General features: G+C 67.0%; 22 protein-coding genes. 17 read left to right on the top strand and 5 right to left on the bottom strand.

The genetic code is table 11. The annotated features are described in order from the left end of the window. Positions 1–126 precede the first annotated feature (126 nt). The 11 genes from J0J10_RS11015 to J0J10_RS10965 all read left to right on the top strand — a co-directional run bounded on the left by J0J10_RS11015 (position 127) and on the right by J0J10_RS10965 (position 11,387). Positions 127–741, top strand: a complete 615-nt coding sequence (locus J0J10_RS11015) for a ribonuclease D (protein WP_291646538.1) — start codon at positions 127–129, stop codon at positions 739–741. A 131-nt stretch (positions 742–872) separates the two neighbouring features. Then, complete coding sequence (gene lptC / locus J0J10_RS11010) at positions 873–1,631, top strand: LPS export ABC transporter periplasmic protein LptC (RefSeq protein ID WP_291639801.1); 759 nt, start codon at positions 873–875, stop codon at positions 1,629–1,631. Between the two features lie 43 nt (positions 1,632–1,674). Continuing rightward, positions 1,675–2,391 carry an LptA/OstA family protein gene (locus tag J0J10_RS11005; protein ID WP_291646536.1) on the top strand — a complete coding sequence of 239 codons (717 nt, stop codon included), beginning with the start codon at positions 1,675–1,677 and terminating at the stop codon, positions 2,389–2,391. Between the two features lie 177 nt (positions 2,392–2,568). Continuing rightward, the gene (lptB, locus tag J0J10_RS11000; RefSeq protein ID WP_465246199.1) at positions 2,569–3,414 is read left to right on the top strand and encodes an LPS export ABC transporter ATP-binding protein; all 846 of its coding nucleotides are present in this window, start codon (positions 2,569–2,571) and stop codon (positions 3,412–3,414) included. A gap of 264 nt (positions 3,415–3,678) precedes the next feature. Continuing rightward, positions 3,679–5,211 carry an RNA polymerase factor sigma-54 gene (gene rpoN / locus J0J10_RS10995; RefSeq protein ID WP_291646533.1) on the top strand — a complete coding sequence of 511 codons (1,533 nt, stop codon included), beginning with the start codon at positions 3,679–3,681 and terminating at the stop codon, positions 5,209–5,211. Between the two features lie 221 nt (positions 5,212–5,432). Next, positions 5,433–6,020, top strand: coding sequence for a ribosome hibernation-promoting factor, HPF/YfiA family (gene hpf / locus J0J10_RS10990; RefSeq protein WP_291646531.1), 588 nt, complete (start codon positions 5,433–5,435; stop codon positions 6,018–6,020). A gap of 86 nt (positions 6,021–6,106) precedes the next feature. Next, positions 6,107–6,568 carry a PTS IIA-like nitrogen regulatory protein PtsN gene (gene ptsN / locus J0J10_RS10985; RefSeq protein ID WP_291639812.1) on the top strand — a complete coding sequence of 154 codons (462 nt, stop codon included), beginning with the start codon at positions 6,107–6,109 and terminating at the stop codon, positions 6,566–6,568. Positions 6,569–6,844: 276 nt separating this feature from the next. Beyond that, the gene (locus J0J10_RS10980; RefSeq protein ID WP_291646529.1) at positions 6,845–8,461 is read left to right on the top strand and encodes a fumarate hydratase; all 1,617 of its coding nucleotides are present in this window, start codon (positions 6,845–6,847) and stop codon (positions 8,459–8,461) included. Then, positions 8,458–8,790 (top strand): hypothetical protein, encoded by a 333-nt coding sequence (locus J0J10_RS10975; protein WP_291646527.1) that lies wholly within the window; start codon positions 8,458–8,460, stop codon positions 8,788–8,790. Before J0J10_RS10980 ends, J0J10_RS10975 begins: the two co-directional genes overlap by 4 nt. A 227-nt stretch (positions 8,791–9,017) precedes the next feature. Beyond that, on the top strand, positions 9,018–9,674 hold the full coding sequence (locus tag J0J10_RS10970; protein ID WP_291646526.1) for an MBL fold metallo-hydrolase: 657 nt from the start codon (positions 9,018–9,020) through the stop codon (positions 9,672–9,674). Between the two features lie 255 nt (positions 9,675–9,929). After that, entirely contained in the window at positions 9,930–11,387 is a 1,458-nt protein-coding gene (locus J0J10_RS10965; RefSeq protein WP_291646695.1) for a phospholipase D-like domain-containing protein, read from the top strand. Between the two features lie 207 nt (positions 11,388–11,594). Here J0J10_RS10965 and J0J10_RS10960 read toward each other — a convergent pair whose 3' ends face one another. Together J0J10_RS10960 and efp are read right to left on the bottom strand one after the other, a co-directional pair. After that, positions 11,595–12,113, bottom strand: a complete 519-nt coding sequence (locus J0J10_RS10960) for a DUF1993 domain-containing protein (protein ID WP_291646524.1) — start codon at positions 12,111–12,113, stop codon at positions 11,595–11,597. Positions 12,114–12,204: 91 nt separating this feature from the next. Next, positions 12,205–12,774 carry an elongation factor P gene (efp, locus tag J0J10_RS10955; RefSeq protein WP_291639821.1) on the bottom strand — a complete coding sequence of 190 codons (570 nt, stop codon included), beginning with the start codon at positions 12,772–12,774 and terminating at the stop codon, positions 12,205–12,207. Positions 12,775–12,889: 115 nt separating this feature from the next. Here efp and epmA point away from each other — a divergent pair, with 115 nt between their 5' ends. The 6 genes from epmA to J0J10_RS10925 all read left to right on the top strand — a co-directional run bounded on the left by epmA (position 12,890) and on the right by J0J10_RS10925 (position 17,126). Then, the gene (gene epmA / locus J0J10_RS10950) at positions 12,890–13,954 is read left to right on the top strand and encodes an EF-P lysine aminoacylase EpmA (RefSeq protein ID WP_291646522.1); all 1,065 of its coding nucleotides are present in this window, start codon (positions 12,890–12,892) and stop codon (positions 13,952–13,954) included. Further along, positions 13,951–15,015, top strand: a complete 1,065-nt coding sequence (locus tag J0J10_RS10945; RefSeq protein WP_291646521.1) for a lysine-2,3-aminomutase-like protein — start codon at positions 13,951–13,953, stop codon at positions 15,013–15,015. The genes epmA and J0J10_RS10945 overlap by 4 nt, the downstream gene beginning before the upstream one ends. Positions 15,016–15,047: 32 nt before the next feature. After that, positions 15,048–15,692, top strand: a complete 645-nt coding sequence (locus J0J10_RS10940; protein ID WP_291646520.1) for a DsbA family oxidoreductase — start codon at positions 15,048–15,050, stop codon at positions 15,690–15,692. Positions 15,693–15,783: 91 nt separating this feature from the next. Next, positions 15,784–16,491 (top strand): orotidine-5'-phosphate decarboxylase, encoded by a 708-nt coding sequence (gene pyrF, locus J0J10_RS10935; RefSeq protein WP_291639829.1) that lies wholly within the window; start codon positions 15,784–15,786, stop codon positions 16,489–16,491. 36 nt (positions 16,492–16,527) lie between these two features. Next, positions 16,528–16,815 (top strand): DUF1330 domain-containing protein, encoded by a 288-nt coding sequence (locus J0J10_RS10930; protein ID WP_291646519.1) that lies wholly within the window; start codon positions 16,528–16,530, stop codon positions 16,813–16,815. Between the two features lie 2 nt (positions 16,816–16,817). Further along, positions 16,818–17,126 carry a DUF1330 domain-containing protein gene (locus J0J10_RS10925; protein ID WP_066478322.1) on the top strand — a complete coding sequence of 103 codons (309 nt, stop codon included), beginning with the start codon at positions 16,818–16,820 and terminating at the stop codon, positions 17,124–17,126. Positions 17,127–17,369: 243 nt separating this feature from the next. On the opposite strand, the gene J0J10_RS10920 is transcribed toward J0J10_RS10925, so the two are convergent. From J0J10_RS10920 to J0J10_RS10910, 3 genes are all read right to left on the bottom strand, one after another. Next, positions 17,370–18,467: an NADH:flavin oxidoreductase/NADH oxidase gene (locus J0J10_RS10920; RefSeq protein WP_291646518.1), complete on the bottom strand. Its 1,098-nt coding sequence runs from the start codon at positions 18,465–18,467 to the stop codon at positions 17,370–17,372. Positions 18,468–18,525: 58 nt separating this feature from the next. Next, positions 18,526–19,464, bottom strand: a complete 939-nt coding sequence (locus J0J10_RS10915) for an AEC family transporter (protein WP_291646517.1) — start codon at positions 19,462–19,464, stop codon at positions 18,526–18,528. Between the two features lie 135 nt (positions 19,465–19,599). Next, a complete protein-coding gene (locus J0J10_RS10910; protein ID WP_291646516.1) occupies positions 19,600–20,346 on the bottom strand; it encodes a bestrophin-like domain in 747 nt (248 codons plus the stop codon). Positions 20,347–20,444: the final 98 nt, after the last annotated feature.

The raw sequence follows: 20,444 nt of genomic DNA, 5'->3' as shown, positions 1-20,444 counted from the left end.
GGGTTAATTTTCTCCGGACAGTTGCAGCGAGAAAAGGCTTGTCTGGCGCCGGTCGGCTCGCTAGCTGGCAAGGGCCGCCCGCCTGGACGGTGAGCGGCCAGTATTCGCAAGGGTTGATTCCACACCATGACCATTCGTCTGCATCGCGGCGATCTGCCGGCCGATTTCCAGCCCGGGCCGATCCTGGCGATCGACACCGAGACGCTCGGTCTCAACCCGCAGCGCGACCGGCTCTGCGTGGTGCAGCTCTCGCGCGGCGATGGTTCGGCGGATATCGTGCAGATCCCGAAGGATGTACCGCCGCCGGCCAATCTCTGCCGCATCCTCGCCGATCCCGGCGTGCTGAAGCTCTTCCACTTCGCCCGCTTCGACATCGCCGCGCTGCAGAAGGCCTTCGGCGTCGTCACCGCGCCGGTCTACTGCACCAAGATCGCCTCGAAGCTGGTCCGCACCTATACCGACCGGCACGGGCTCAAGGATCTGGTCAGGGAGCTGCTCGGCATCGATCTGTCGAAGCAGCAGCAGTCATCCGACTGGGGTGCCGAGACACTCTCCGAATCGCAGCTGAGCTATGCAGCGGCCGACGTGCTGCATCTGCATGCATTGAAGGCCAGGCTGGATGTGATGCTCGAGCGAGAGCAGCGGGCTCATCTGGCCAGTGCCTGCTTCGACTTCCTGCCGGTCCGGGCGGAACTCGATCTCGCCGGCTGGCCTGAAACCGACATCTTCGCACATACGTAAAGTTGATGTATTCCAGCTAGGTCAATCGTCGACCGGTCGGTCCGGTGGCCCGCGGCCTTGCAGCCGGACGGGTGGGTGCCGACATGAAAAAGCCGCCGGCGGCTGGCAATGGGCGGGGCATGACCTTGGCAATGACATCGCCTGACATGGCGGCAACACTGGCAAAGCAGGCGCGGGCGCGGCAGGCGGCGTTCAAGGCGGCGCGCCGCCATTCCGGCCTGGTGCGGCTGCTGCGGCGCGCCATCCCGGTCGGTGCGGTCGTGGCCGTGCTCGGCCTGATCGTCGCTCCCTTCCTCAGCCCGCTGCGCGAGGTCGGCAATCTCTCGCTCGGCTCGATCGGGCTGTCCGGCGGCAAGGTCGTGATGGAGGCCCCTAAGCTTGCCGGCTATCGCAAGGATAACAGCCCCTACGTGGTCACGGCCGAGTCCGCCCTTCAGGACATCCGCAACCCCACCCAGATCGAGCTGGTGAAGATGACGGCGCGGGTCCAGATGAAATCCGAGGATGGCTGGGTCACGGTCAATGCGCGCAGCGGCCATTTCGACCAGCAGAAGGAGAAGCTGAAGCTGGTCGACGACGTCAAGATCCGGACGGAATCGGGCTATGACGTGCAGATGCGGACGGCGGATGTCGACTTCAAGGCCGGCACCGTGTTGTCGCGCGAGCCGGTCACTGTCAATCTCGGCACCACCACGGTCAATGCCGATACACTCGATGTTAAGGATAACGGGGGCCTGATCGTGTTCGAGGGGCGGGTGCGTGTCGTGATCGAGAACGCGCCGGCCAACAGCCTGGCCGGTCCGGAGCGCCAGGGCAGCACGCCCAATCCCGATCTGCTGCGGCCCGCCGCGGAGGCGGGGGCTGCGACCGCACCGGCGCCGCAGCGCTGAGAGGCGGGCCGAAAGTGAAGCTCAAGCGAATGACAGGTCGGCGATGAAACCTACAACCCTCCTCTTCGCAGCGATGTCCGCACTCTTCTGGCTGCCTTCGGCGGCGCAGGCTCAGCAGCAGGCCCCAGCCAGGTCCGGCGCGGCGCCGGCGCAGCCGGCCGCCAAGCCTGCGGCCGCCCCGGCCAAGGCGCGTGGCGGCGCTCCGGGTTCGCCCTTCGGCGGCATGGGTGGCGACAGCAAGGAGCCGATCAAGATCGACGCCGACAAGCTCGACGTGTTGGACAAGGACAACAAGGCGATCTTCTCCGGCAATGTCGTCGCCGTCCAGGGCGAGACCACGGTTCGCTGCTCGACCATGACGGTGTTCTATGAGGGGCGTGGCCAGAACGGCGCCGGCAAGCGCACCGCGCCTGCGCCGGCCCCGGCGGCGGGCGCCGCGCCTTCCTCGAACGATGGCGCGATCAAGCGCATCGAATGCGCGGGGCCCGTGACCGTCGTCTCGAAGACCCAGGCCGCGACCTCGGATAACGCGGTCTTCGACCGTGCCAACAACAAGGTGATCATGACCGGCAATGTCGCGCTGAACGACGGCCCGAACATCACCCGCGGCGAGCGCCTCGTCTATGACACGCAGACCGGCATCGCCAATGTCGACACGAAGCCGGGCGGCCGCGTGCAGGGCTTCTTCGTGCCCAATTCGGCCGAGGCCGGCAAGGAGAAGCCGGGTGCGGCGGCCAAGCCCGCCACCCCGACGAACTGATCCCGCCGCACGGCATTTCGTGATGATGAGGGCGTTGCCAGTTTGGAACGCCTCGAATACCAGAGCACACGCCGTGCCGAAAAACAGCAGGTTACGCCCTTTCCCGTGACGATCTCCCCGCCATCGCCCGCCGAAACCGTCGCAAGCCCGCAGCGTTCGCAAGCCTCGGCCGCAGCCGTGGCGTCGCCCGGCGGCGGTGGTGTGTTCTCGCGCCTCGGTCGGTTCTTCGGCAGGAAGGGCGATACCCGGGCGAGCGAGCCGTTCGCGGGGGCGGAGCCGGTCGCGTCCTCGATCGGCGGACCTGGCATCCTCGCCGTCAGCGGGCTGCGCAAGAGCTATGGAGCCCGCAATGTCGTGAGCGAGGCGTCGCTCTATGTCCGCAATGGCGAGGCCGTCGGCCTGCTCGGGCCGAACGGCGCCGGCAAGACCACGATCTTCTATATGATCACCGGCCTGGTCGGGGCCGATATGGGCGTGATCTCGCTCGAAGGAAACGACATCACCAATCTGCCGATGTACCAGCGCGCCCGGCTCGGCATCGGCTATCTCCCGCAGGAAGCTTCGATCTTTCGCGGTCTCTCGGTCGAGGACAATATCCGGGCGGTCCTCGAGGTGGTCGAGCCCAACCGCAAGAAGCGCGAGCGCGAGCTAGACAAGCTGCTCGACGAGTTCAACATCACCCGCCTGCGCAAGGCGCCTTCGATCGCACTCTCCGGCGGCGAGCGCCGCCGTTGCGAGATCGCCCGCGCGCTGGCCGGCCGGCCTTCCTTCATTCTGCTCGACGAGCCTTTCGCCGGCATCGACCCGATCGCCGTCGGTGACATCCAGGAACTGGTCCGGCAGCTGACCGATCGCGGCATCGGCGTGCTGATCACCGACCACAATGTCCGCGAGACGCTGGGTCTGGTCGATCGCGCCTATATCATCCATTCCGGCCGCGTGCTGACCGAGGGCTCGCCGGCCGAGATCATCGCCAATGCGGACGTCCGCCGCGTCTATCTCGGCGAGGATTTCCGGCTCTGAAAGCGGTTTCCGGCCCGGATCGCCGGGCGTCCTGTCGGATGCGGATTGGCAATCTGCCTCATCGTGAAGGCATCGGATGCGCCCGAAGAGTGGATTTCACCTCTCGGTGCGCTGCACTGGCGCCTCGCTTCAGGACGTCAGGCTGCGGCGGATCGGCCTTTGACCTCATCCGCCGAGGCGGGTAGGGTTCTGCTTCAAGCAAGAAGCGTGCCGGCAGATTGGCGTGCCGGCCGGGTCTTGCAGGAGTTGGAGTGAAGGCCGTCTATGGCGATGATGCCGCGCATGGAGTTGCGCCAGGGGCAATCCCTGGTGATGACGCCGCAGCTTCTGCAGGCGATCAAGCTCCTCCAGCTTTCCCATCTCGAATTGCAGAGTTTCGTCGAGGGCGAGCTCGAGCGGAACCCGTTGCTCGAGCGCGGTGACGAGGCCGGCGAGCCGGCGCTGCCCGGGGCCGCCAACGAGGCTGTGCTGGCTGCCGACCAGGCAAGCTATGAGCGGGCCGAGAGCCTGAACACCCAGGAGGGCATCGAAGGCCGGCTCGGCACCGGGCTGGAGAACGTCTTCCAGAGCGAGCAGCCGCAGGTTGCGCGGCTCGACAGCCGTGGCGCCGACAGCCTGCCGATCACCGGCGGGGCCTATGGCGGCAATGGCGGCTCCTTCGAGGATGGCCCCGAGGGCTTCGAGTCGAGCCTGACCGCCGAGCTCTCGCTGCACGAGCATCTCGCCGCCCAGCTCGACCTTGCCGTGGCCTCGCCAGCCGAGCGCCTGATCGGGCGGCACATCATCGACGGGGTCGACGATGCCGGCTATCTCGCCGAGCCGCTGGCCGAGATCGCGTCGCGGCTGGGCGTCGACGAGGCCATGGTCGAGGCGGTTCTGCGCCTCGTCCAGGGTTTCGATCCGAGTGGTGTCGCGGCGCGCGACGTCGGCGAGTGCCTCGCCATCCAGCTGCGCGACCGCGATCGCTACGACCCCGCCATGCAGGCCCTGCTCGCCAATCTGCCGCTGCTCGCCAAGCGTGATTATGCCGCGCTGAAGCGCATCTGCGGCGTCGACGACGAGGACATCGCCGATATGGTCGCCGAGATCAGGCGCCTCGACCCGAAGCCGGGCCGAGCCTTCGGCGGTTCGGCGGCCGAGACGGTGGTGCCGGACGTCTTCATCCGCGCGGCGCCGGATGGCTCCTGGCTGATTGACCTCAACCCCGACACGCTGCCACGGGTGCTGGTCAACCAGACCTACCATGCCCGTGTCTCGCGCGCGGCGCGCAATGACGAGGACAAGGCCTTCATCGCCGAATGCCTGCAGACCGCGAACTGGCTGACCCGATCGCTCGAACAGCGTGCCCGCACCATCCTCAAGGTGGCCAGCGAGATCGTGCGGCAGCAGGACGGGTTCTTCGCCCATGGCGTCGAGCATTTGCGGCCGTTGAATCTCAAGACCGTCGCCGACGCGATCGGCATGCACGAATCGACGGTGTCGCGCGTAACCTCGAACAAGTATCTGGGCTGCCCGCGCGGCGTCTTCGAGATGAAGTATTTTTTCTCGGCCGCGATCGCCGCCACCGGTTATGGCGAGGCCCATTCCGCCGAGGCGGTGCGTTACCGGATCAAGCAGATGATCGACGAGGAGAGCGCGTCCGGGATCCTTTCGGATGACGCGATCGTCACCAGGCTGAAGGCGAGCGGCATCGATATCGCCCGGCGAACCGTCGCGAAATACCGCGAATCGCTGCGCATCCCATCCTCGATGGAGCGCCGTCGCGAGAAACTCGCCATGGCCGGAGGCGGGCGCTGAGAGCGGCCACGGCCGGCCCGGAAGAGCTCTGCACGGGCGGCTGGCAGAGGCGGGAGCTTGTCCTGCCTCGGGTGCTTTCGGTGCCCTAGCGGCAGGTGTCAATTTCGGAGCAGTCCCTTCGAAGCACCCGCCTTCCGGCTCATTGACAAGCCGGCAACCCCGTCCTTACCTCCAGTAGATGGCCGACCACTGGCCATGGCGACAAGAAGGGGAAGCACTCCATGAGCTTGCGAATCTCCGGCAAGAATCTCGATGTCGGCGAGGCCCTGCGTGGCCAGGCCGAAGCGCGCGTGGCGGCAGCCCTGAGCAAGTATTACGAGGGCGGCTATCAGGGGCACGTCACCGTCGGCAAGGACGGAACGGCGTTCAAGACGGATGGTGTCCTGCATCTCTCCTCCGGCATCACGCTCGAAGCCTCGGCCATCGCGCATGATCCCTATGCCAGCCTCGAAAAGATGGCCGAGCGGATCGAGAAGCGGCTGCGCCGCTACAAGCGCCGGTTGAAGGATCGTTCCGCGGCGATGAACGGGCGCGAGGCCGGGCTCGCCATCCCCAGCTATGTCATCGCGGCTCCCGACCAGGACGTCGAGGAACATGATGCGGATCTCGTCGGCGAAAACCCGGTGATCGTGGCCGAATCAACGAAATCCCTGCATCAGATGACGGTGGGTGACGCAGTGGCCGAGCTCGACATGACGGGCGCGCCGGTCGTCATCTTCCGCCACGCTGGCAATGGTCGCATGAACGTCGTATACCGCCGCCGCGACGGCAATATCGGTTGGATCGATCCGCCGGCTTCTCTTTCTTGAGGTTCCGCCGCCGATGAATCTGGGCGCCCTGCCGGGCTTGCCGGTAGGGACCGGACGCCAGGCACGGGACATGCATGGATTGGCCTATGACGTTGACCGATCTCCTTCGGCCCGAGGCGGTGATTTCGCCGCTGCGCGCCAACAGCAAGAAGCAGGCGCTTCAGGAACTGGCCCAGCACGCGGCTTTGCTCACCGGCCTGCCCGAGCGTGAACTCTTCGAGGCGCTGCTGCAGCGCGAGCGCCTCGGCTCGACCGGAATCGGCGATGGAATCGCCATTCCCCATGGCCGGATGCCAGGCATCGACAAGCTGGTCGGTCTGTTCGCGCGCGCCGAGAAAGCGCTTGATTTCGAGGCGCTCGATGGCCAGCCCGTCGACATCATCTTCGTGCTGATCGCCCCGGAAGGGGCGGGGGCCGATCATCTCAAGGCGCTGGCGCGCGTCGCCCGCGTGCTGCGCAACCAGACTGTGCTGGAGCAGGTGCGCCATGCGCATGATCCGGCGGCGATCTATGCGATCCTGGCGGAGACCGCCGCCAAGGCGGCCTGAGTTTCGCAAGGGGCTCCGAGCCCCTCGTCCGGAGGCGCCGCTGGGCGGCGGTCTCGAAGAATGCTCCGGAAGGCATCGGAATCATCTGGGGCGGCTTGCGAGACGCGAATTGCGATCGGGCCTCGGGACAAGGGTTCGTATCGCGTTTCGAGCGCCGCCACCCCTCCCTGGAACCATCGCAATCTAGGCTTGGAGGCCTTGGCCCAAGGGGCTATGACGCGCCCGAAGCTGTGAGGTGTCGCGCCAGGCGCCACCGAAATGCCGGAGTGTCGCCCGATGGCCTATACCCATGTCGATCTCTTCCCGCTCGGCGAGGACAAGACGCCCTATCGCTCGCTCGGCACGGAAGGTGTCACGGTCGAGAAAATCGGTGATCGCGAGCTCCTGACGGTTTCGCGCGAGGCGATCCGCCGGCTCTCCGAGCAGGCCTTCATCGACATCAACCATCTCCTGCGCCCGGGGCATCTCGCCCAGCTTCAGAAGATCCTCGACGATCCCGAGGCGACCTCGAACGACAAGTTCGTCGCCTATGACCTGCTCAAGAACGCCAATATCGCCGCGGGTGGCGTGCTGCCGATGTGCCAGGATACCGGCACGGCGATCATCATGGGCAAGCGCGGCCGCAAGGTCTGGACCGATGGCGATGACGAGGCCGCGCTCGGCGAAGGCGTCGCGGATGCCTATTTCAAGCGCAATCTGCGCTATTCGCAGCTCGCACCGCTCTCCATGTTCGAGGAGAAGAACACGGCGACCAACCTGCCGGCGCAGATCGACATCTATGCCGAGGGCGAGGACGCCTACAAATTCCTCTTCGTCTGCAAGGGCGGCGGCTCGGCCAACAAGACCTTCCTCTACCAGGCGACGCCCTCGCTCCTGACCAAGGACCGCATGACGGCGTTCCTGAAGGAGAAGATCCTGACGCTCGGCACCGCGGCCTGCCCGCCCTATCACCTCGCCATCGTCATCGGCGGCACCTCGGCCGAGCAGAATCTGAAGACCGTCAAGCTCGCCTCGACCCGTTATCTCGACGGCCTGCCGACCAAGGGCTCGCCCGCCGGTCACGCCTTCCGCGACATCGAGATGGAAGAGGAAATCCACAAGCTGACGCAGTCGCTCGGTGTCGGCGCGCAGTTCGGCGGCAAGTATTTCTGCCATGACGTCCGCGTCATCCGCCTGCCGCGCCACGGTGCCTCGCTGCCGATCGGCCTCGGCGTCTCCTGCTCGGCCGACCGTCAGGCCAAGGGCAAGATCACCCGCGACGGCATCTTCCTCGAGGCGCTGGAGACCAACCCGGCCAAATACCTGCCCGAGGTCGAGGACGCTTCGCTCGGCGGCGATGTCGTCAAGGTCGACCTCAACCAGCCGATGAGCGAGATTCTGGCCACCTTGACCAGGCATCCGGTCAAGACCCGCCTTTCGCTGACCGGTACGATCGTCGTCGCCCGCGACCTCGCCCATGCCAAGATCCGCGAGCGGCTCGAGAGCGGGCAGGGCATGCCCGATTATTTCAAGAACCACCCAGTCTACTACGCCGGCCCGGCCAAGACGCCGGACGGCATGGCTTCCGGCTCCTTCGGCCCGACCACGGCCGGGCGCATGGATTCCTTCGTCGACCAGTTCCAGTCCTTCGGCGGCTCGATGGTCATGCTCGCCAAGGGCAACCGTTCCTCGGCGGTGCGCGAGGCCTGCGCCCGCCATGGCGGCTTCTATCTCGGCTCGATCGGCGGACCGGCGGCGCGGCTGGCGCAAGACTGCATCAAGAAGGTCGAGGTGCTCGAATATCCCGAGCTCGGCATGGAAGCGGTCTGGAAGATCGAGGTCGAGGACTTCCCGGCCTTCATCGTCATCGACGACAAGGGCAACGACTTCTTCAAGGAGCTGAATCTCGGATGATTCGCCGTGCCATCCTTGGGGTGACGCTCGCGCTGCTGCCGACGCTGGCTGCGGCGCAGCCGCGCCCGGTTCCGGCGACCTGCTCGCGCGACCTGTTCCAGAACGAGGCGGCCATGCGTCAGCGGCAGTACAAGATGCAGCAGGTCGCCAATGCCGACCAGGCGACGCAATGTGCGGCCTGGCGCGAGCATGTCGCCTTCCTACAGAAGGCCCGTTCGGTCTTCGCGACCTGCCAGAGCGGGCGCGAGCGCGAGCAGAACGTCGCCCAGATGGACGAATCGCTCTCCGACTACCGGGTGCTGCTCGCCAATCGCTGCGGCAAGCGCTAGCTTGCCCGGCGAAATCTGACCGCATTCCCGCGTCATTCCGGGGCTTCGCGCAGCGAAGCGCCCGGAACCCATGAACATGACGCTTGCCACGATGAGCGCACGGTCCGCGCCTGCCTGATGCCTGTCGTGTTCATGGGTTCCGGGCTCGGGCCTTCGGCCCGCCCCGGAATGACGCGCGTCTCCCGAACAATCAGCCGCTCAGGCGGATTCCCAGCGAAAGGCACCGCATGAACGACCAACCGCAGCCCCCGCTCAGCATCGCCGTCATTCCGGTGACGCCGTTTCAGCAGAACTGCTCGCTCGTCTGGTGCACCAAGACCATGGAGGCGGCGATCGTCGATCCCGGCGGCGATGTCGCGCGCATCCAGGCGGCGCTGAAGGAAACCGGCGTCAAGCCGGTGGCGATCTGGCTGACCCATGGCCATCTCGACCATGCCGGTGGCGCGACCGAGCTCGCCGAGGCGCTTTCCCTGCCGATCATCGGCCCGCACGAGGCTGACAAGTTCCTGCTCGACGCGCTGCCCGAACAAGGCCTGCGCTTCGAGATCCGCGACATGAAGGCCGTGACGCCGACGCGCTGGCTCGCGGAAGGGGACAGCGTCTCAGTCGGTGACGTTACATTCTCCGTCCAGCACGTGCCGGGCCACACGCCGGGCCATGTCACCTTCTTCCAAAAGGAGCTGCGTTTCCTGCTCGCCGGCGATACCGTCTTCGCCGGTTCGGTCGGCCGCACGGATTTCCCTTATGGCAGCCATGAGGACCTGATCGCCGGCATCAAGGGCAAGCTCCTGCCGCTCGGCGACGACGTCCAGTTCTTGCCCGGCCACGGGCAGGCGAGCACGCTCGGCGAGGAGCGGCGCAACAACCCGTTCCTGCGCGACTGATATAAAAAGACCCGCCGCGAGCGCTCGCGGCGGGTCTCTGATTGGCCAACGGCCATGTCCCGAACCTGTGCGCGTACATCCGGCGTCACCGGTCCAAATTCATGGCCGTCTTCAACGACGCTGGAGGGCCGTGGAACGCCCTCGACATCGCCGTGAACCCGATATGGGTATGCCCCCGCCGTTGCGCAAGGGGTGAAGCGCTACGCCGGTGCGAGCGCCATTGCCGGGGCTGCCGGCCGTGCGATAGTCGGCGCCATGTGGGAGATTCTCTACGGCTACTGGCCGCATATCCTGGCCGCGCTGTCGCTTGCGATCACCGTGGTCGCCGCCAGCCACGCCGCGCTGACCAAGGACGAGGTCCGCGCCGCCATCGGCTGGGTTGGCGTCATCCTGCTCTCCCCTTTTCTGGGCGCACTGATCTATGCGGTCGCCGGCGTCAACCGCATGCGCCGGGCCTCGATCGTCTCGCAGCGAAGGCGGGAGTCCGGGGCCGGCGCGGCGGGCGAGCCCGCCGCGACCTCCGACGAAGCGGTGGCGCGCACATTCGGCCGGCGCTTCGCCGCGCTGAAGACGCTCGGCGACAAGGTGGTACGCCGTCAGCTCAAGAGCGGCAACGCCATCGCGACCCTGCGAACCGGTGACGAGGCCTATGCCGCGATGGCGGAAGCGATTGCGAGCGCCCGCCGCGCGGTCATCCTCGAGACCTATATCTTCGACCGGGATCCGATCGGGCGGCGTCTCGCCGATGCGCTGATCGCGGCGCGCGGGCGCGGCGTCGCGGTGCGGGTTCTGATCGATGCGGTCGGCGCGCGCTATTCGGTGCCGAGCATCGTCGGCTATCTGCAGAAGGGCGGGGTGCCGGTCGACGTCTTCAACGGCAACATCATCATGGGACTGCGGCTGCCCTATGCGAACCTGCGCACGCACCGCAAACTCCTGATCGTCGACGGGGAGATCGCCTTCGCCGGCGGCATGAACATCAGGCAGGGCTTCACCCGGGAATTCGCCGGGGACGCGACGGCGCGAGACACGCATTTCCGTATCGCCGGCCCGGTGGTCGAGGATCTGCTCGCGGTCGCCGCCGAGGATTGGCGCTTCGCCTCGGGCGAGGACCTCGCCGACGCCGCCTGGTCGGTTGCACCGCAGCCGCCCCCCGGCGAAGGCGGCGTGGTGATGCGCGCGGTCGCCTCGGGGCCGGATTCCAGCCTCGAGACCAATCACCGGCTGCTGATCGGTGCCTTCTCGGTGGCACGCGACTCGATCCGGATCATGTCGCCCTATTTCCTGCCGGATCGCGAATTGATCAGCGCGCTCGTCACCGCCGCCCGCCGCGGGGTTGCGATCGACATCGTCGTGCCCGAGGTCAACAATCTCGTCCTTGTCGACCGCGCCATGCAGGCGCAGTTCGACCAGGTGCTGAAGGATGGCTGCCGGGTCTGGCGCGCCACCGGCGCCTTCGACCATTCCAAGCTGCTCGCCATCGACGGAACCTGGGCCTATGTCGGCTCCTCCAATCTCGACCCGCGCTCGCTGCGGCTGAATTTCGAGATCGACCTCGAAGTGCTGGATGCGGATTTCGCCCGCAGCATCGAGGCGCGTATCGACGGGGTGATCGCCAAGGCGCGTCCGGTCACCTTGGCGCAGTTGCGGGCCCGGCCCTTTCCGATCCGCCTGCTCGACCGCCTGCTCTGGCTCTGCTCGCCCTATCTGTGACGGGCCGCTGCATCCAGTGGCGTTACGGAGTGACGGAGGCGCAGTCTCTCCGAAGTCCGGGCGAGCCGCTTGCCGTCATGGTCGGGCTTGTCCCGACCATCCACGTCTTCCCGTAGCGAGTGCGGTGTTCAAGAGATGGATGCTCGCCCCAAGGGCGAGCATGACGGCGGTCGTCCTTTCCCTGCGCTCGCGGTGGTGCGGCGCGACTCAGGCGTCGAACACGCCCTTGAGGAAGTCCTGCTTGCCGATCGAGAAGCAGTTCTCGCGCAGGATCGCGTAGGCGGTGGTGGCGTGGAAATAGAAGTTCGGAACGGCGAAGCGCGTGAGATAATCCGCGCCCTTCATCGTCACGGTGGCGGACTGACCGCGCGGGAAGGTGACGTCCCGTTCCAGCCCGGCATCGAGCGCCGCCTTGTCGACGGAGGCGAGGAAATCGAGCGTCCGGGCGATCCGCGCCTTGAGTTCCGGGAAGCTCTTCTCCTCGTCGGGGAAGCGCGGATTTTCGCCGCCGGCGAGGCGCGCCCCGGCATTCTTGGCGAAATCCGACATCAGCTGGATCTGCCGGGTGAAGGGCAGCATGTCCGGCGCGAGGCGGCTCGCCAGCAGCACCTCCGGCTGGATCTTGCGCGTCTCCGCTTCGGCCTGCGCCTTGTCGAGGATGGCGTCGAGTGCCTTCAGGGTCTGGATGAAGCCGGTGAAAGCGGCGGCATGGGCGGAAAGCGGCATGGTCTGGCTCCAGAAACGGAAACGGGCCCGGAAAGGGCCCGCTGCCTCATTCTATAGCGCATGCGCCGTCAGGCGGCGCGCCGAAGCGCGATCAATCCTTCGCGCGCTCGACATAGGAGCCGTCGGCGGTCATCACCACGATGCGCGTGCCGACGCCGATATGCGGCGGCACGGCCGAGCGCACACCGTTCGAGAGGATTGCCGGCTTGTAGGAGGAGGAGGCCGTCTGGCCCTTGGTCACCGGCTCGGTCTCGACCACTTCGAGCGTGACGCGCTGCGGCAGCTCGATCGCCACCGCCCGGTCGTCGAACACCGAGAGGGTGACCTTCATGCCTTCCTGGAGATAGGCGGCGAGATCGCCGACCACATCGCCGTCGACCGGCAGCTGGTCATAAGTCTCGGGGTTCATGAAGACGTATTGCTCGCCATCCTGGTAGAGATAGGTGAAGTCACGATCCTCGACATAGGCGCGCTCGACCTGCTCGGTCGTCTTGTAGCGCTGCGAGACCTTCACGCCGTCCGCGATGCGGCGCATGTCGATCTGTGTCGTCGGCGTGCCCTTGCCGGGGAAGAAGCTCTCGGCCGACAGCACCGAGCAGAGATGCCCGTCGACTTCGAGGACGTTGCCCTTGCGGACGGAGGAGGCGATGACCTTGACCACTTGAAATTCCTCGCTGGTGCGCTGCTGAGGGGCGCGCTATGCCGATTTCATCGCCGCGCAACTACCGCATTTACGCGCAAAACGAAAGCTGGCTGACGGTTTCGCCAGAGGATCCATGAACGAAAATGCCCCGCCCTTCTGGCGGCCGGACATCCATGCCGACCGGCGCCCCGCCTTGATGGCGCGTGGCCGCGTCAAGGCGGCGCTGCGGCGCTGGTTCGAGGCGCGCGATTTTATCGAGGTCGAGGCGGCACTGTTGCAGCGCTCGCCCGGCAACGAGACGCATCTGCACGGTTTCCGCACCGTCTTCGTCGACGATGGCGGCGCCGAGCATCCCTATTACCTGCACACCTCGCCGGAGTTCGCCGCCAAGAAGCTGCTGGCGGCCGGCGAGCGACGCATCTTCGATTTCGCCCGCGTCTTCCGCAACCGCGAGCGCACGGCGCTGCATCATCCCGAATTCACCATGCTGGAATGGTACCGGGTCGGCGAGCCCTATGAGGCGCTGATGGCCGATTGCGCCGAATTGCTGGCGCAGGCTGCACGGGCAGCCGGTGCGGCCCGCCTGCGCTGGCGCGGCTCCGAGGTCGACCCTTTCGCCGAGCCCGAGCGACTCACCTTGCACGAAGCCTTCGCCCGCGATGCCGGGATCGACCTGATGGCGACGATCGCCGCCGATGGAGCGACCGATCGCGAGGCACTGGCCGGGCAGGCGCGGGCCGCCGGCATCAGGTTGGCCGAGGACGACAGCTGGGCCGACATCTTCAGCCGCGTCCTCGCCGAGAAGGTCGAGCCGCATCTCGGCCGTGGGCGCGCCACCATCCTGTGCGAATACCCGATCTCCGAGGCGGCGCTGGCCCGGCCGAAACCCGGCGATCCGCGCGTCGCCGAACGCTTCGAACTCTTCGCCTGCGGCGTCGAGCTGGCGAACGCCTTCGGCGAACTGACCGATCCGGCCGAGCAGCGCCGGCGTTTCGAGGCGGATATGGACGAGAAAGAGCGCATCTATGGCGAGCGCTATCCGATCGACGAGGATTTCCTCGCGGCGCTCGGAGCGATGCCCGAGGCCTCCGGCATCGCGCTCGGCTTCGACCGGCTGGTGATGCTCTGCACCGATGCGCGCCGCATCGAGGATGTGCTCTGGACGCCGGTCGCGCAACCGGGCAGGGCAGGACGATGACCATCCATCAACCGCCCGGCCAGCCGCTGAAGACGATCGACGCCCTCGTCGAGCGCGGCCTCGTCGCGCCCGCCCGGCGCGAGGCCTTGGCCGAGGTCGCAGCGCGCTACGCCGTTTCGGTGACCCCGGCTGTCGCGGCGCTGATCGACCCGGCCGAGGCGGCCGACCCGATCGCTCGCCAGTTCGTGCCGGATGCCGCCGAGCTCAGGACCCTGCCCGAGGAACTGGCGGATCCGATCGGCGACGAGGCGCATTCGCCGGTCGAGGGCGTGATTCATCGCTATCCCGACCGCGCGCTGCTCAAGCTGGTCCATGCCTGCCCGGTCTATTGCCGCTTCTGCTTCCGCCGCGAGATGGTTGGTCCGGGCGGCGACGCGCTGACCGGCGAGAAGCTCGACGCGGCACTCGCCTATCTCGCCTCTCGGCCTGAGATCTGGGAGGTGATCATGACCGGCGGCGACCCGCTGATCCTCTCCGCCCGGCGCCTGCGCGAGGTCGGCGAGCGGCTCGCCGCGATCCCGCATATCAAGGTGGCGCGCTGGCACAGCCGCGTGCCGATGGTCCAGCCGGAGCGCGTCACGCAGGATTACGCCAGGGCGCTGCGTGTGCCCGGCAAGGCGAGCTATGTCGCGGTCCACGCCAATCACCCGCGCGAGTTCACGCCGGCGGCGCGCGCGGCGCTCGCCCGGCTCGCCGATGCCGGCCATGTCCTGGTCAGCCAGAGCGTGCTGCTCAAGGGCGTCAACGCCGATGTCGAGACCCTCTCGGCGCTGATGCGCGCCTTCGTCGAGAACCGGGTCAAGCCCTACTACCTGCACCATCCCGATCTCGCGCCAGGAACCTCGCATTTCCGGCTGTCGCTGGCGGAAGGGCAGGCGCTGGTCAAAAGCCTGCGCGGCAATCTTTCCGGCCTCTGCCAGCCGACTTATATCCTCGACATCCCCGGCGGCGCCGGCAAGATTCCCGTGGGCCCGACCTTTCTCTCGGGCTGCGAGACGCCCGGCGCGCAGGGCCATGCGGAAGATCGCCATGGCGATCTCCATGCCTATCCGCCGATCTGAAACCTGCCGCGCCCAGCGCCAAGGAACGAGTCATGCAAGACAAGCTGCCGATCGCGATCGTCTCCGATCTCGCCTGCCCCTGGTGCTTCATCGGCAAGGCGCGGCTCGAGACGGCGCTCGCCAATCACGGCCTGACCGAGCGTGTTGCCATCACCTGGCTGCCCTATGAGCTCAATCCGGAGATGCCGGAGGAGGGCATGGACCGCACCGCCTATCTCGATGCCAAGTTCGGGCCCGGCAAGCGCAGGGAGATCGAACTGCGGCTCTCCGAGGCGGCGCTGGAAAGCGGCGTCACCTTCAACTGGGCTGCGGTCAAGAAGAGCGTCAACACCCGCATGGCCCATATGCTCGTCGCCGCCGCCTCGACCGTGCAGCGCGGCAGCGAGATGAAGGCGGCGCTGTTCAAGGCCTATTGGCAGGACGGCCGCGACATCGGCGATCTCGACACGCTGGTCGCGATCGCGGGCGAGCAGGGCTATGACGAGCGGGCGGCGCGCGACGAACTCGCCAATGACGAGTTGCGCGAGACGGTGATCGGCCTCGAGGCGCATGCGCAGCGGGTCGGCGTCACCGGGGTGCCCTTCTTCATCGTCGACGGCAAGCTCGCCGTCTCCGGCGCGCAGACGCCCGACGTCTGGGCCAAGGTCTTCGCGCAGGTGTTGAGCGGGGCGGCCTGAGGCGCCTCTTCGCCCGCGAGCAAGCAGGCAAAGGTTGCGCTCCCCGTCGAATCGTGCCCCATCGCCGCCGGGCAGCGAGGAGGACAGGGCCATGGCGCAGAAAATCAACGATCTCCGGGACCGCATGATCGTCGCGCTCGACGTTCCGACGATCTGGGACGCCTATCGCATCGTCGCGACGCTCGGCGACCAGGCGAGCTTCTACAAGATCGGCTACCGGCTCGCCTTCGCTGGCGGGCTCGACCTTGCCCGCCAGCTGATCGGCGAGGGCAAGAAGGTCTTCCTCGACCTGAAGCTGCACGATATCGGCAACACCGTCACCGAAGGGGTGGAATCGCTGACCAAGCTCGGCGTCACCTTCCTCACCGTGCACGCCTATCCGCAGACCATGCGCGGTGCGGTCGAGGGGCGCGGCGATTCCGCCATGAAGCTGCTCGCCGTCACGGCGCTCACCTCCTATGACGATGGCGATCTCAAGGATGCCGGCTATGGGCTCGCCGTGCGCGATCTCGTGCGTATGCGCGCCCAGCAGGCCCGCATCGCCGGCGTCGACGGCATCGTCTGCTCCGCCGCCGAGACCGAGATCGTGCGCGGCGTCATCGGTCCGGACATGGTCATCGTCACCCCCGGCATCCGCCCGGCCGGCAGCGCCGCCGGCGACCAGAAGCGCACCTTGACGCCGGGCGAGGCCATTGCCGCCGGGGCCGACCATCTGGTGATCGGGCGTCCCGTCATCCGCGCGGCTGATCCGCGCGCGGCGGCTGCCGCGATCATGGACGAGATCGCCGGCGCCGCCTAAGCTTCGCCCCCCATCCAAACGGAAATGGAAGCCGAAATGCCCAAGGGATATGTGATCGCGCGCGCCAAGGTCTCCAACGCGACGCTGTGGGCGGCCTATGCCGCCAAGGCCTCGGAAGCGATCAAGCAGTATCGCGGCACGCCTTTGGTGCGTGGCGGCCAGATGACGGTCGGCGAGGGCGAGGGCAGGGCCCGCAACATCGTCATCGAGTTCAAGGATTTCGAAGCGGCCAAGGCCTATGTGAACTCGCCGGAATACGCCGCGGCGCGCAAGGAGCGCGAAGGCGCCGGCGAGATCGACATCGTCGTCGTCGAAGGCGTCTGATCATGGCGAAGGGCTACTGGATCGCCCGCCTCGATGTGCAGAACGAGGCTGAATACGCGACCTACCGTTCGCTCAACGCCATCGCTTTCGCGAAGTATGGCGGCAAGTTCATCGTCCGCGGCGGCGAGTACAAGCTCGCCCGCGGCGAGGGCCGCAAGCACAACGTCGTCATCGAGTTCAAGGACGAGGCGACGGCCCGTGCCTGCTATGAATCGCCGGAATATCAGGCGGCGGTGCAGCACCTCGCCAAGGTCGGCCCGGTCGATCTCGTGATCATCGGCGGCTATGACGGAGCCCAGCCGGGCGATTGAGCCCGCCTGGTGCGCAAGACTCGTCTTTCCGGGGCGGCCGCAGGGCCGAGCCCGGAACCCATGAACACCACTTTTGCCGTCATGGTCGGGCTTGTCCCGACCATCCACGTCTTCCTGTTACGAGAGCGGTGTTCAAGACGTGGATGCTCGCCACAAGGGCGAGCATGACGAACTGGAACAACACCGATATAGGGGTCTGGCTCTTCGCTGCGCGAAGCCCCGGAATGGCAGCTCGAACCCAGTTCAGCTTTCGAACAACTCCTTCAGCTGCCGCGGCTGGGAACGCAGATACTGCTTCGGCGCCTTGACGCTGGCGCCGAGATGGGCGGCCGCGTGCCAGGGCCAGCGCGGATCGTAGAGAATGCCGCGCGCCAGTCCGACCATGTCGGCATCGCCGCCGGCGACGATCGCCTCGGCATCCTCGTATTCGGTGATCAGCCCGACTGCGATGACCGGCAGCGCCGTCGCCGCCTTCACTGCCCGCGCCAGCGGAACCTGATAGCCCGGCCCGAGCGGGATCTTCTGCTCCGGCGAGAGGCCGCCGCTGGAGACATGGACGAAGCTGACCCCGCGTGCCTTCAGCGCCTGCGCGAAGGCGATGGTCTGCTCGATCTCCCAGCCGCCCTCGACCCAGTCCGTGCCGGAGACCCGCACGCCGACCGGGATTTCGGCCGGCACGGCGTCGCGCACCGCCTCATAGATCTCGAGCGGAAAGCGCAGCCGGTTTTCGAGCGCGCCGCCATAGGCGTCGTCGCGCCGGTTGGCGAGCGGCGAGAGGAACTGGTGTAGCAGATAGCCATGGGCGCAATGGATCTCGACCATCTGCAGGCCGAGCCGCGCCGCGCGCTTCGCCGAGGCGACGAAGGCCTCGCGCACGCGCTTCAGCCCGTCGGCATCGAGGGGCAGCGGCGGCCGATCGTTCGGGTTCATCGGCAGGGCCGAGGGCGCGAGGGTCTGCCAGCCGCGATCGTCGAGCGGTCGCTGGCGGCTGCCGTTCCAGGGTGAGTGGATCGAGGCCTTGCGCCCGGCATGGCCGAGCTGGATGCCGATCGGCATGTCGGAATGGCGCCGGACGGCGTCGAGCACGCGGCCGAGCGCGCGCTCGTTCTCATCGCTCCACAGGCCGAGATCGTCGGGACTGATCCGGCCCTCGGGCTCGACCGCGGTCGCCTCGATGATCAGGAGGCCGGCGCCGGAGAGCGCGAGATTGCCGAGATGGATCAGGTGCCAGTCGGTGGCCGAGCCGTCTTCCGCCGAATATTGGCACATCGGCGCGATGACGATGCGGTTCGGAAGCTGGAGCCCATCGAGTGCGAGCGGGCGGAAGAGCTGGCTTGTCATGCGCTGTCCTCGAGATTGCTGGAGCAGTGGAAAGGCAGGAATTGCGACGGGCTGCGGTTCAGCCGGAGACCAGCCAGATCGCGATGGGGAAGGTCAGGGCTGCGGCGGTGGTCGAGATCACGATGGCGGCGGCCAGCGGCCGGCTGTCGGTCTCGAAGCGCTCCGAGATCACGAAGACATTGGCGGCGATCGGCAGCGCCGCATAGAGCACGCCGGCTTTGACCCAGAACGGGTCGAGTCTGAGCACGATGGCGAGCACGAACCAGGTCAGCAGCGGGTGCAGGACGAGCTTGCCGAGGACGAGCGGCAGCACGCCTTTCAGCGGCAGCCTGCCTTCCCGGCTCCACTGCCAGGCGGCGACGCCGAGCGCGAAGATGCCGACCGGGGCGGCCGAGCCGCCGAGGAAGACGAGGAAGCGGTCGATCGGCTCGGGGATGGAAAGGCCGCTGAGCGAGAGCGCGACGCCGCCCATGATCGAGAGCATGAAAGGATTGACGATGGTGCCGCGCACCAGCCTTGCCGCGATGCGCCAGGGCGAGCCCTTGCCCCGCCCGGCCTCGATCAGCCCGATCGCGAGGGGAACGACCAGTGCCGTGTCGCAGATCAGCCCGATCGCGATCGGCGCCGCCGCCCCGTCGCCGAGGAAGGCCAGCATCAGGGGAATGCCGAGGAAGGCGAAATTGCCGCCGACCAGGCTCTGGCCGCGCGAGACCGCATTGGGGAAGGGCATCCCGAAAAAGCGGCGCGCCACAAGGATGCCGAGGCCCATCCCCACGATGCCGAGCAGGGCCAGGGCGGCGAAGAACACCCCGTTCCAGAGCTCGGCGATCGGCTGGCGCGACATCACCCGGAGCACCATCGCCGGCGTCGCCACCATGAAGGCATAGGTGTTGAGCACCCGGACCGCATCGCTGCCGAACAGGCCGCGCCAGGCGGAGAGGGCACCGAGCCCGATCACGGCGAAGAAGGGCGTGCTGGTGGCGAGGAATTGCAGCATGACAGGTCCGGCGGTCCGTGCGTTGGACCTCGGGCGAGGAGCTAGCAGATTTGCGTGGGGATGACGGCCCCAGCTCATGCATGGCGCCCGGCATGTTTGCGGGGGGAGGCGGAATACCGGCGGCTGTGATGCGGATCAGGGCTGGCCGAGACGTGCGAGCGCGAGCTGGAGCGGCAGGTCGGAGACGCGGATGAAGCCGAGATAGGGGTGGTCCATGTCGATGATCAGCACCAGTGCTGCCGTCACCGACAAGGCCGAGCCTAACAGCGTCGCCACGACCGTGGCATTTCCCGGGCTCAGCAGACCGAAGGAGGCGAAGAGCAAAGCGAGCCAGAAGACGAGGATGATGATGAAGATGCCGGGGAAGCCGCCGGTCTCGGTTTCTGGCCGCTGCCACCTCATTTCCGAGATCTGTCCGCTGAGCTGGAGGGCTCGGGCCTGAAGCCAGCGCTGTCCGTCATTGGCCGGTACGAGATGCCTGAGTCCGATCTGGATGGGCTCGACGTCGAGGCCCTCATGCAGCAGCCCCTCGCGTTCATCTTTGAGCTCGTTCAGCCTCGTCTCGAGGCTCTGTCGCAGGGCGACGCGCAGCGGCTTCGTCTCCGGCCCGTATTGGGCCATCGTCCGGTCGAGGAGCACGACATGGGCCGCCGAGGTTCTGAGCTCGGTCCCGGCTTCGTCGAAGGAGCGCTTCGCCGAGGCGATCAGCAGGCCGAGCGCGATCGCGGACAGGGTTCCGATGATGGCAGTGGCGAGCTTGATCAACTCCCGGGAGTCGGGGGAGAGATGATGATCCGGCAGGCGCGCGCGCAGCAGCATTCCGCCGGCTGCTGCGCCGAACACGAAGATGAACGCGACGGCGCCGACCAGGAACGGAGTCATGCTCTTTCCCCGCATATCTGTGGCGTGAGATTATTCGGCGAGCCAAGGGCACGGTAGTGGTCGTTTGGGTAGCGAAGTGCTGCCCGCCAGGGCTTCCG

Origin of the sequence: Allobosea sp. (assembly GCF_017308075.1) — a bacterium.
Classification (GTDB): domain Bacteria; phylum Pseudomonadota; class Alphaproteobacteria; order Rhizobiales; family Beijerinckiaceae; genus Allobosea.
The sequence above is the reverse complement of the archived record's forward strand: the minus strand, read 5'-3'. Positions and strand labels throughout refer to the sequence as shown.

What these genes read in the sequence shown, in the direction of transcription:
- J0J10_RS10980 (WP_291646529.1), top strand. Translation starts at nt 6,845, where the DNA reads ATGGCCTATACCCATGTCGATCTCTTCCCGCTCGGCGAGGACAAGACG.
- hpf (WP_291646531.1), top strand. Translation starts at nt 5,433, where the DNA reads ATGAGCTTGCGAATCTCCGGCAAGAATCTCGATGTCGGCGAGGCCCTG.
- J0J10_RS10960 (WP_291646524.1), bottom strand. Translation starts at nt 12,113, where the DNA reads ATGCCGCTTTCCGCCCATGCCGCCGCTTTCACCGGCTTCATCCAGACC.
- J0J10_RS11005 (WP_291646536.1), top strand. Translation starts at nt 1,675, where the DNA reads ATGAAACCTACAACCCTCCTCTTCGCAGCGATGTCCGCACTCTTCTGG.
- J0J10_RS10970 (WP_291646526.1), top strand. Translation starts at nt 9,018, where the DNA reads ATGAACGACCAACCGCAGCCCCCGCTCAGCATCGCCGTCATTCCGGTG.
- J0J10_RS10915 (WP_291646517.1), bottom strand. Translation starts at nt 19,464, where the DNA reads ATGCTGCAATTCCTCGCCACCAGCACGCCCTTCTTCGCCGTGATCGGG.
- J0J10_RS10965 (WP_291646695.1), top strand. Translation starts at nt 9,930, where the DNA reads ATGTGGGAGATTCTCTACGGCTACTGGCCGCATATCCTGGCCGCGCTG.
- J0J10_RS10945 (WP_291646521.1), top strand. Translation starts at nt 13,951, where the DNA reads ATGACCATCCATCAACCGCCCGGCCAGCCGCTGAAGACGATCGACGCC.
- J0J10_RS10925 (WP_066478322.1), top strand. Translation starts at nt 16,818, where the DNA reads ATGGCGAAGGGCTACTGGATCGCCCGCCTCGATGTGCAGAACGAGGCT.
- epmA (WP_291646522.1), top strand. Translation starts at nt 12,890, where the DNA reads ATGAACGAAAATGCCCCGCCCTTCTGGCGGCCGGACATCCATGCCGAC.
- J0J10_RS11015 (WP_291646538.1), top strand. Translation starts at nt 127, where the DNA reads ATGACCATTCGTCTGCATCGCGGCGATCTGCCGGCCGATTTCCAGCCC.
- J0J10_RS10920 (WP_291646518.1), bottom strand. Translation starts at nt 18,467, where the DNA reads ATGACAAGCCAGCTCTTCCGCCCGCTCGCACTCGATGGGCTCCAGCTT.
- J0J10_RS10940 (WP_291646520.1), top strand. Translation starts at nt 15,048, where the DNA reads ATGCAAGACAAGCTGCCGATCGCGATCGTCTCCGATCTCGCCTGCCCC.
- ptsN (WP_291639812.1), top strand. Translation starts at nt 6,107, where the DNA reads ATGACGTTGACCGATCTCCTTCGGCCCGAGGCGGTGATTTCGCCGCTG.
- rpoN (WP_291646533.1), top strand. Translation starts at nt 3,679, where the DNA reads ATGGCGATGATGCCGCGCATGGAGTTGCGCCAGGGGCAATCCCTGGTG.
- lptC (WP_291639801.1), top strand. Translation starts at nt 873, where the DNA reads ATGACATCGCCTGACATGGCGGCAACACTGGCAAAGCAGGCGCGGGCG.
- pyrF (WP_291639829.1), top strand. Translation starts at nt 15,784, where the DNA reads ATGGCGCAGAAAATCAACGATCTCCGGGACCGCATGATCGTCGCGCTC.
- J0J10_RS10975 (WP_291646527.1), top strand. Translation starts at nt 8,458, where the DNA reads ATGATTCGCCGTGCCATCCTTGGGGTGACGCTCGCGCTGCTGCCGACG.
- J0J10_RS10930 (WP_291646519.1), top strand. Translation starts at nt 16,528, where the DNA reads ATGCCCAAGGGATATGTGATCGCGCGCGCCAAGGTCTCCAACGCGACG.
- J0J10_RS10910 (WP_291646516.1), bottom strand. Translation starts at nt 20,346, where the DNA reads ATGACTCCGTTCCTGGTCGGCGCCGTCGCGTTCATCTTCGTGTTCGGC.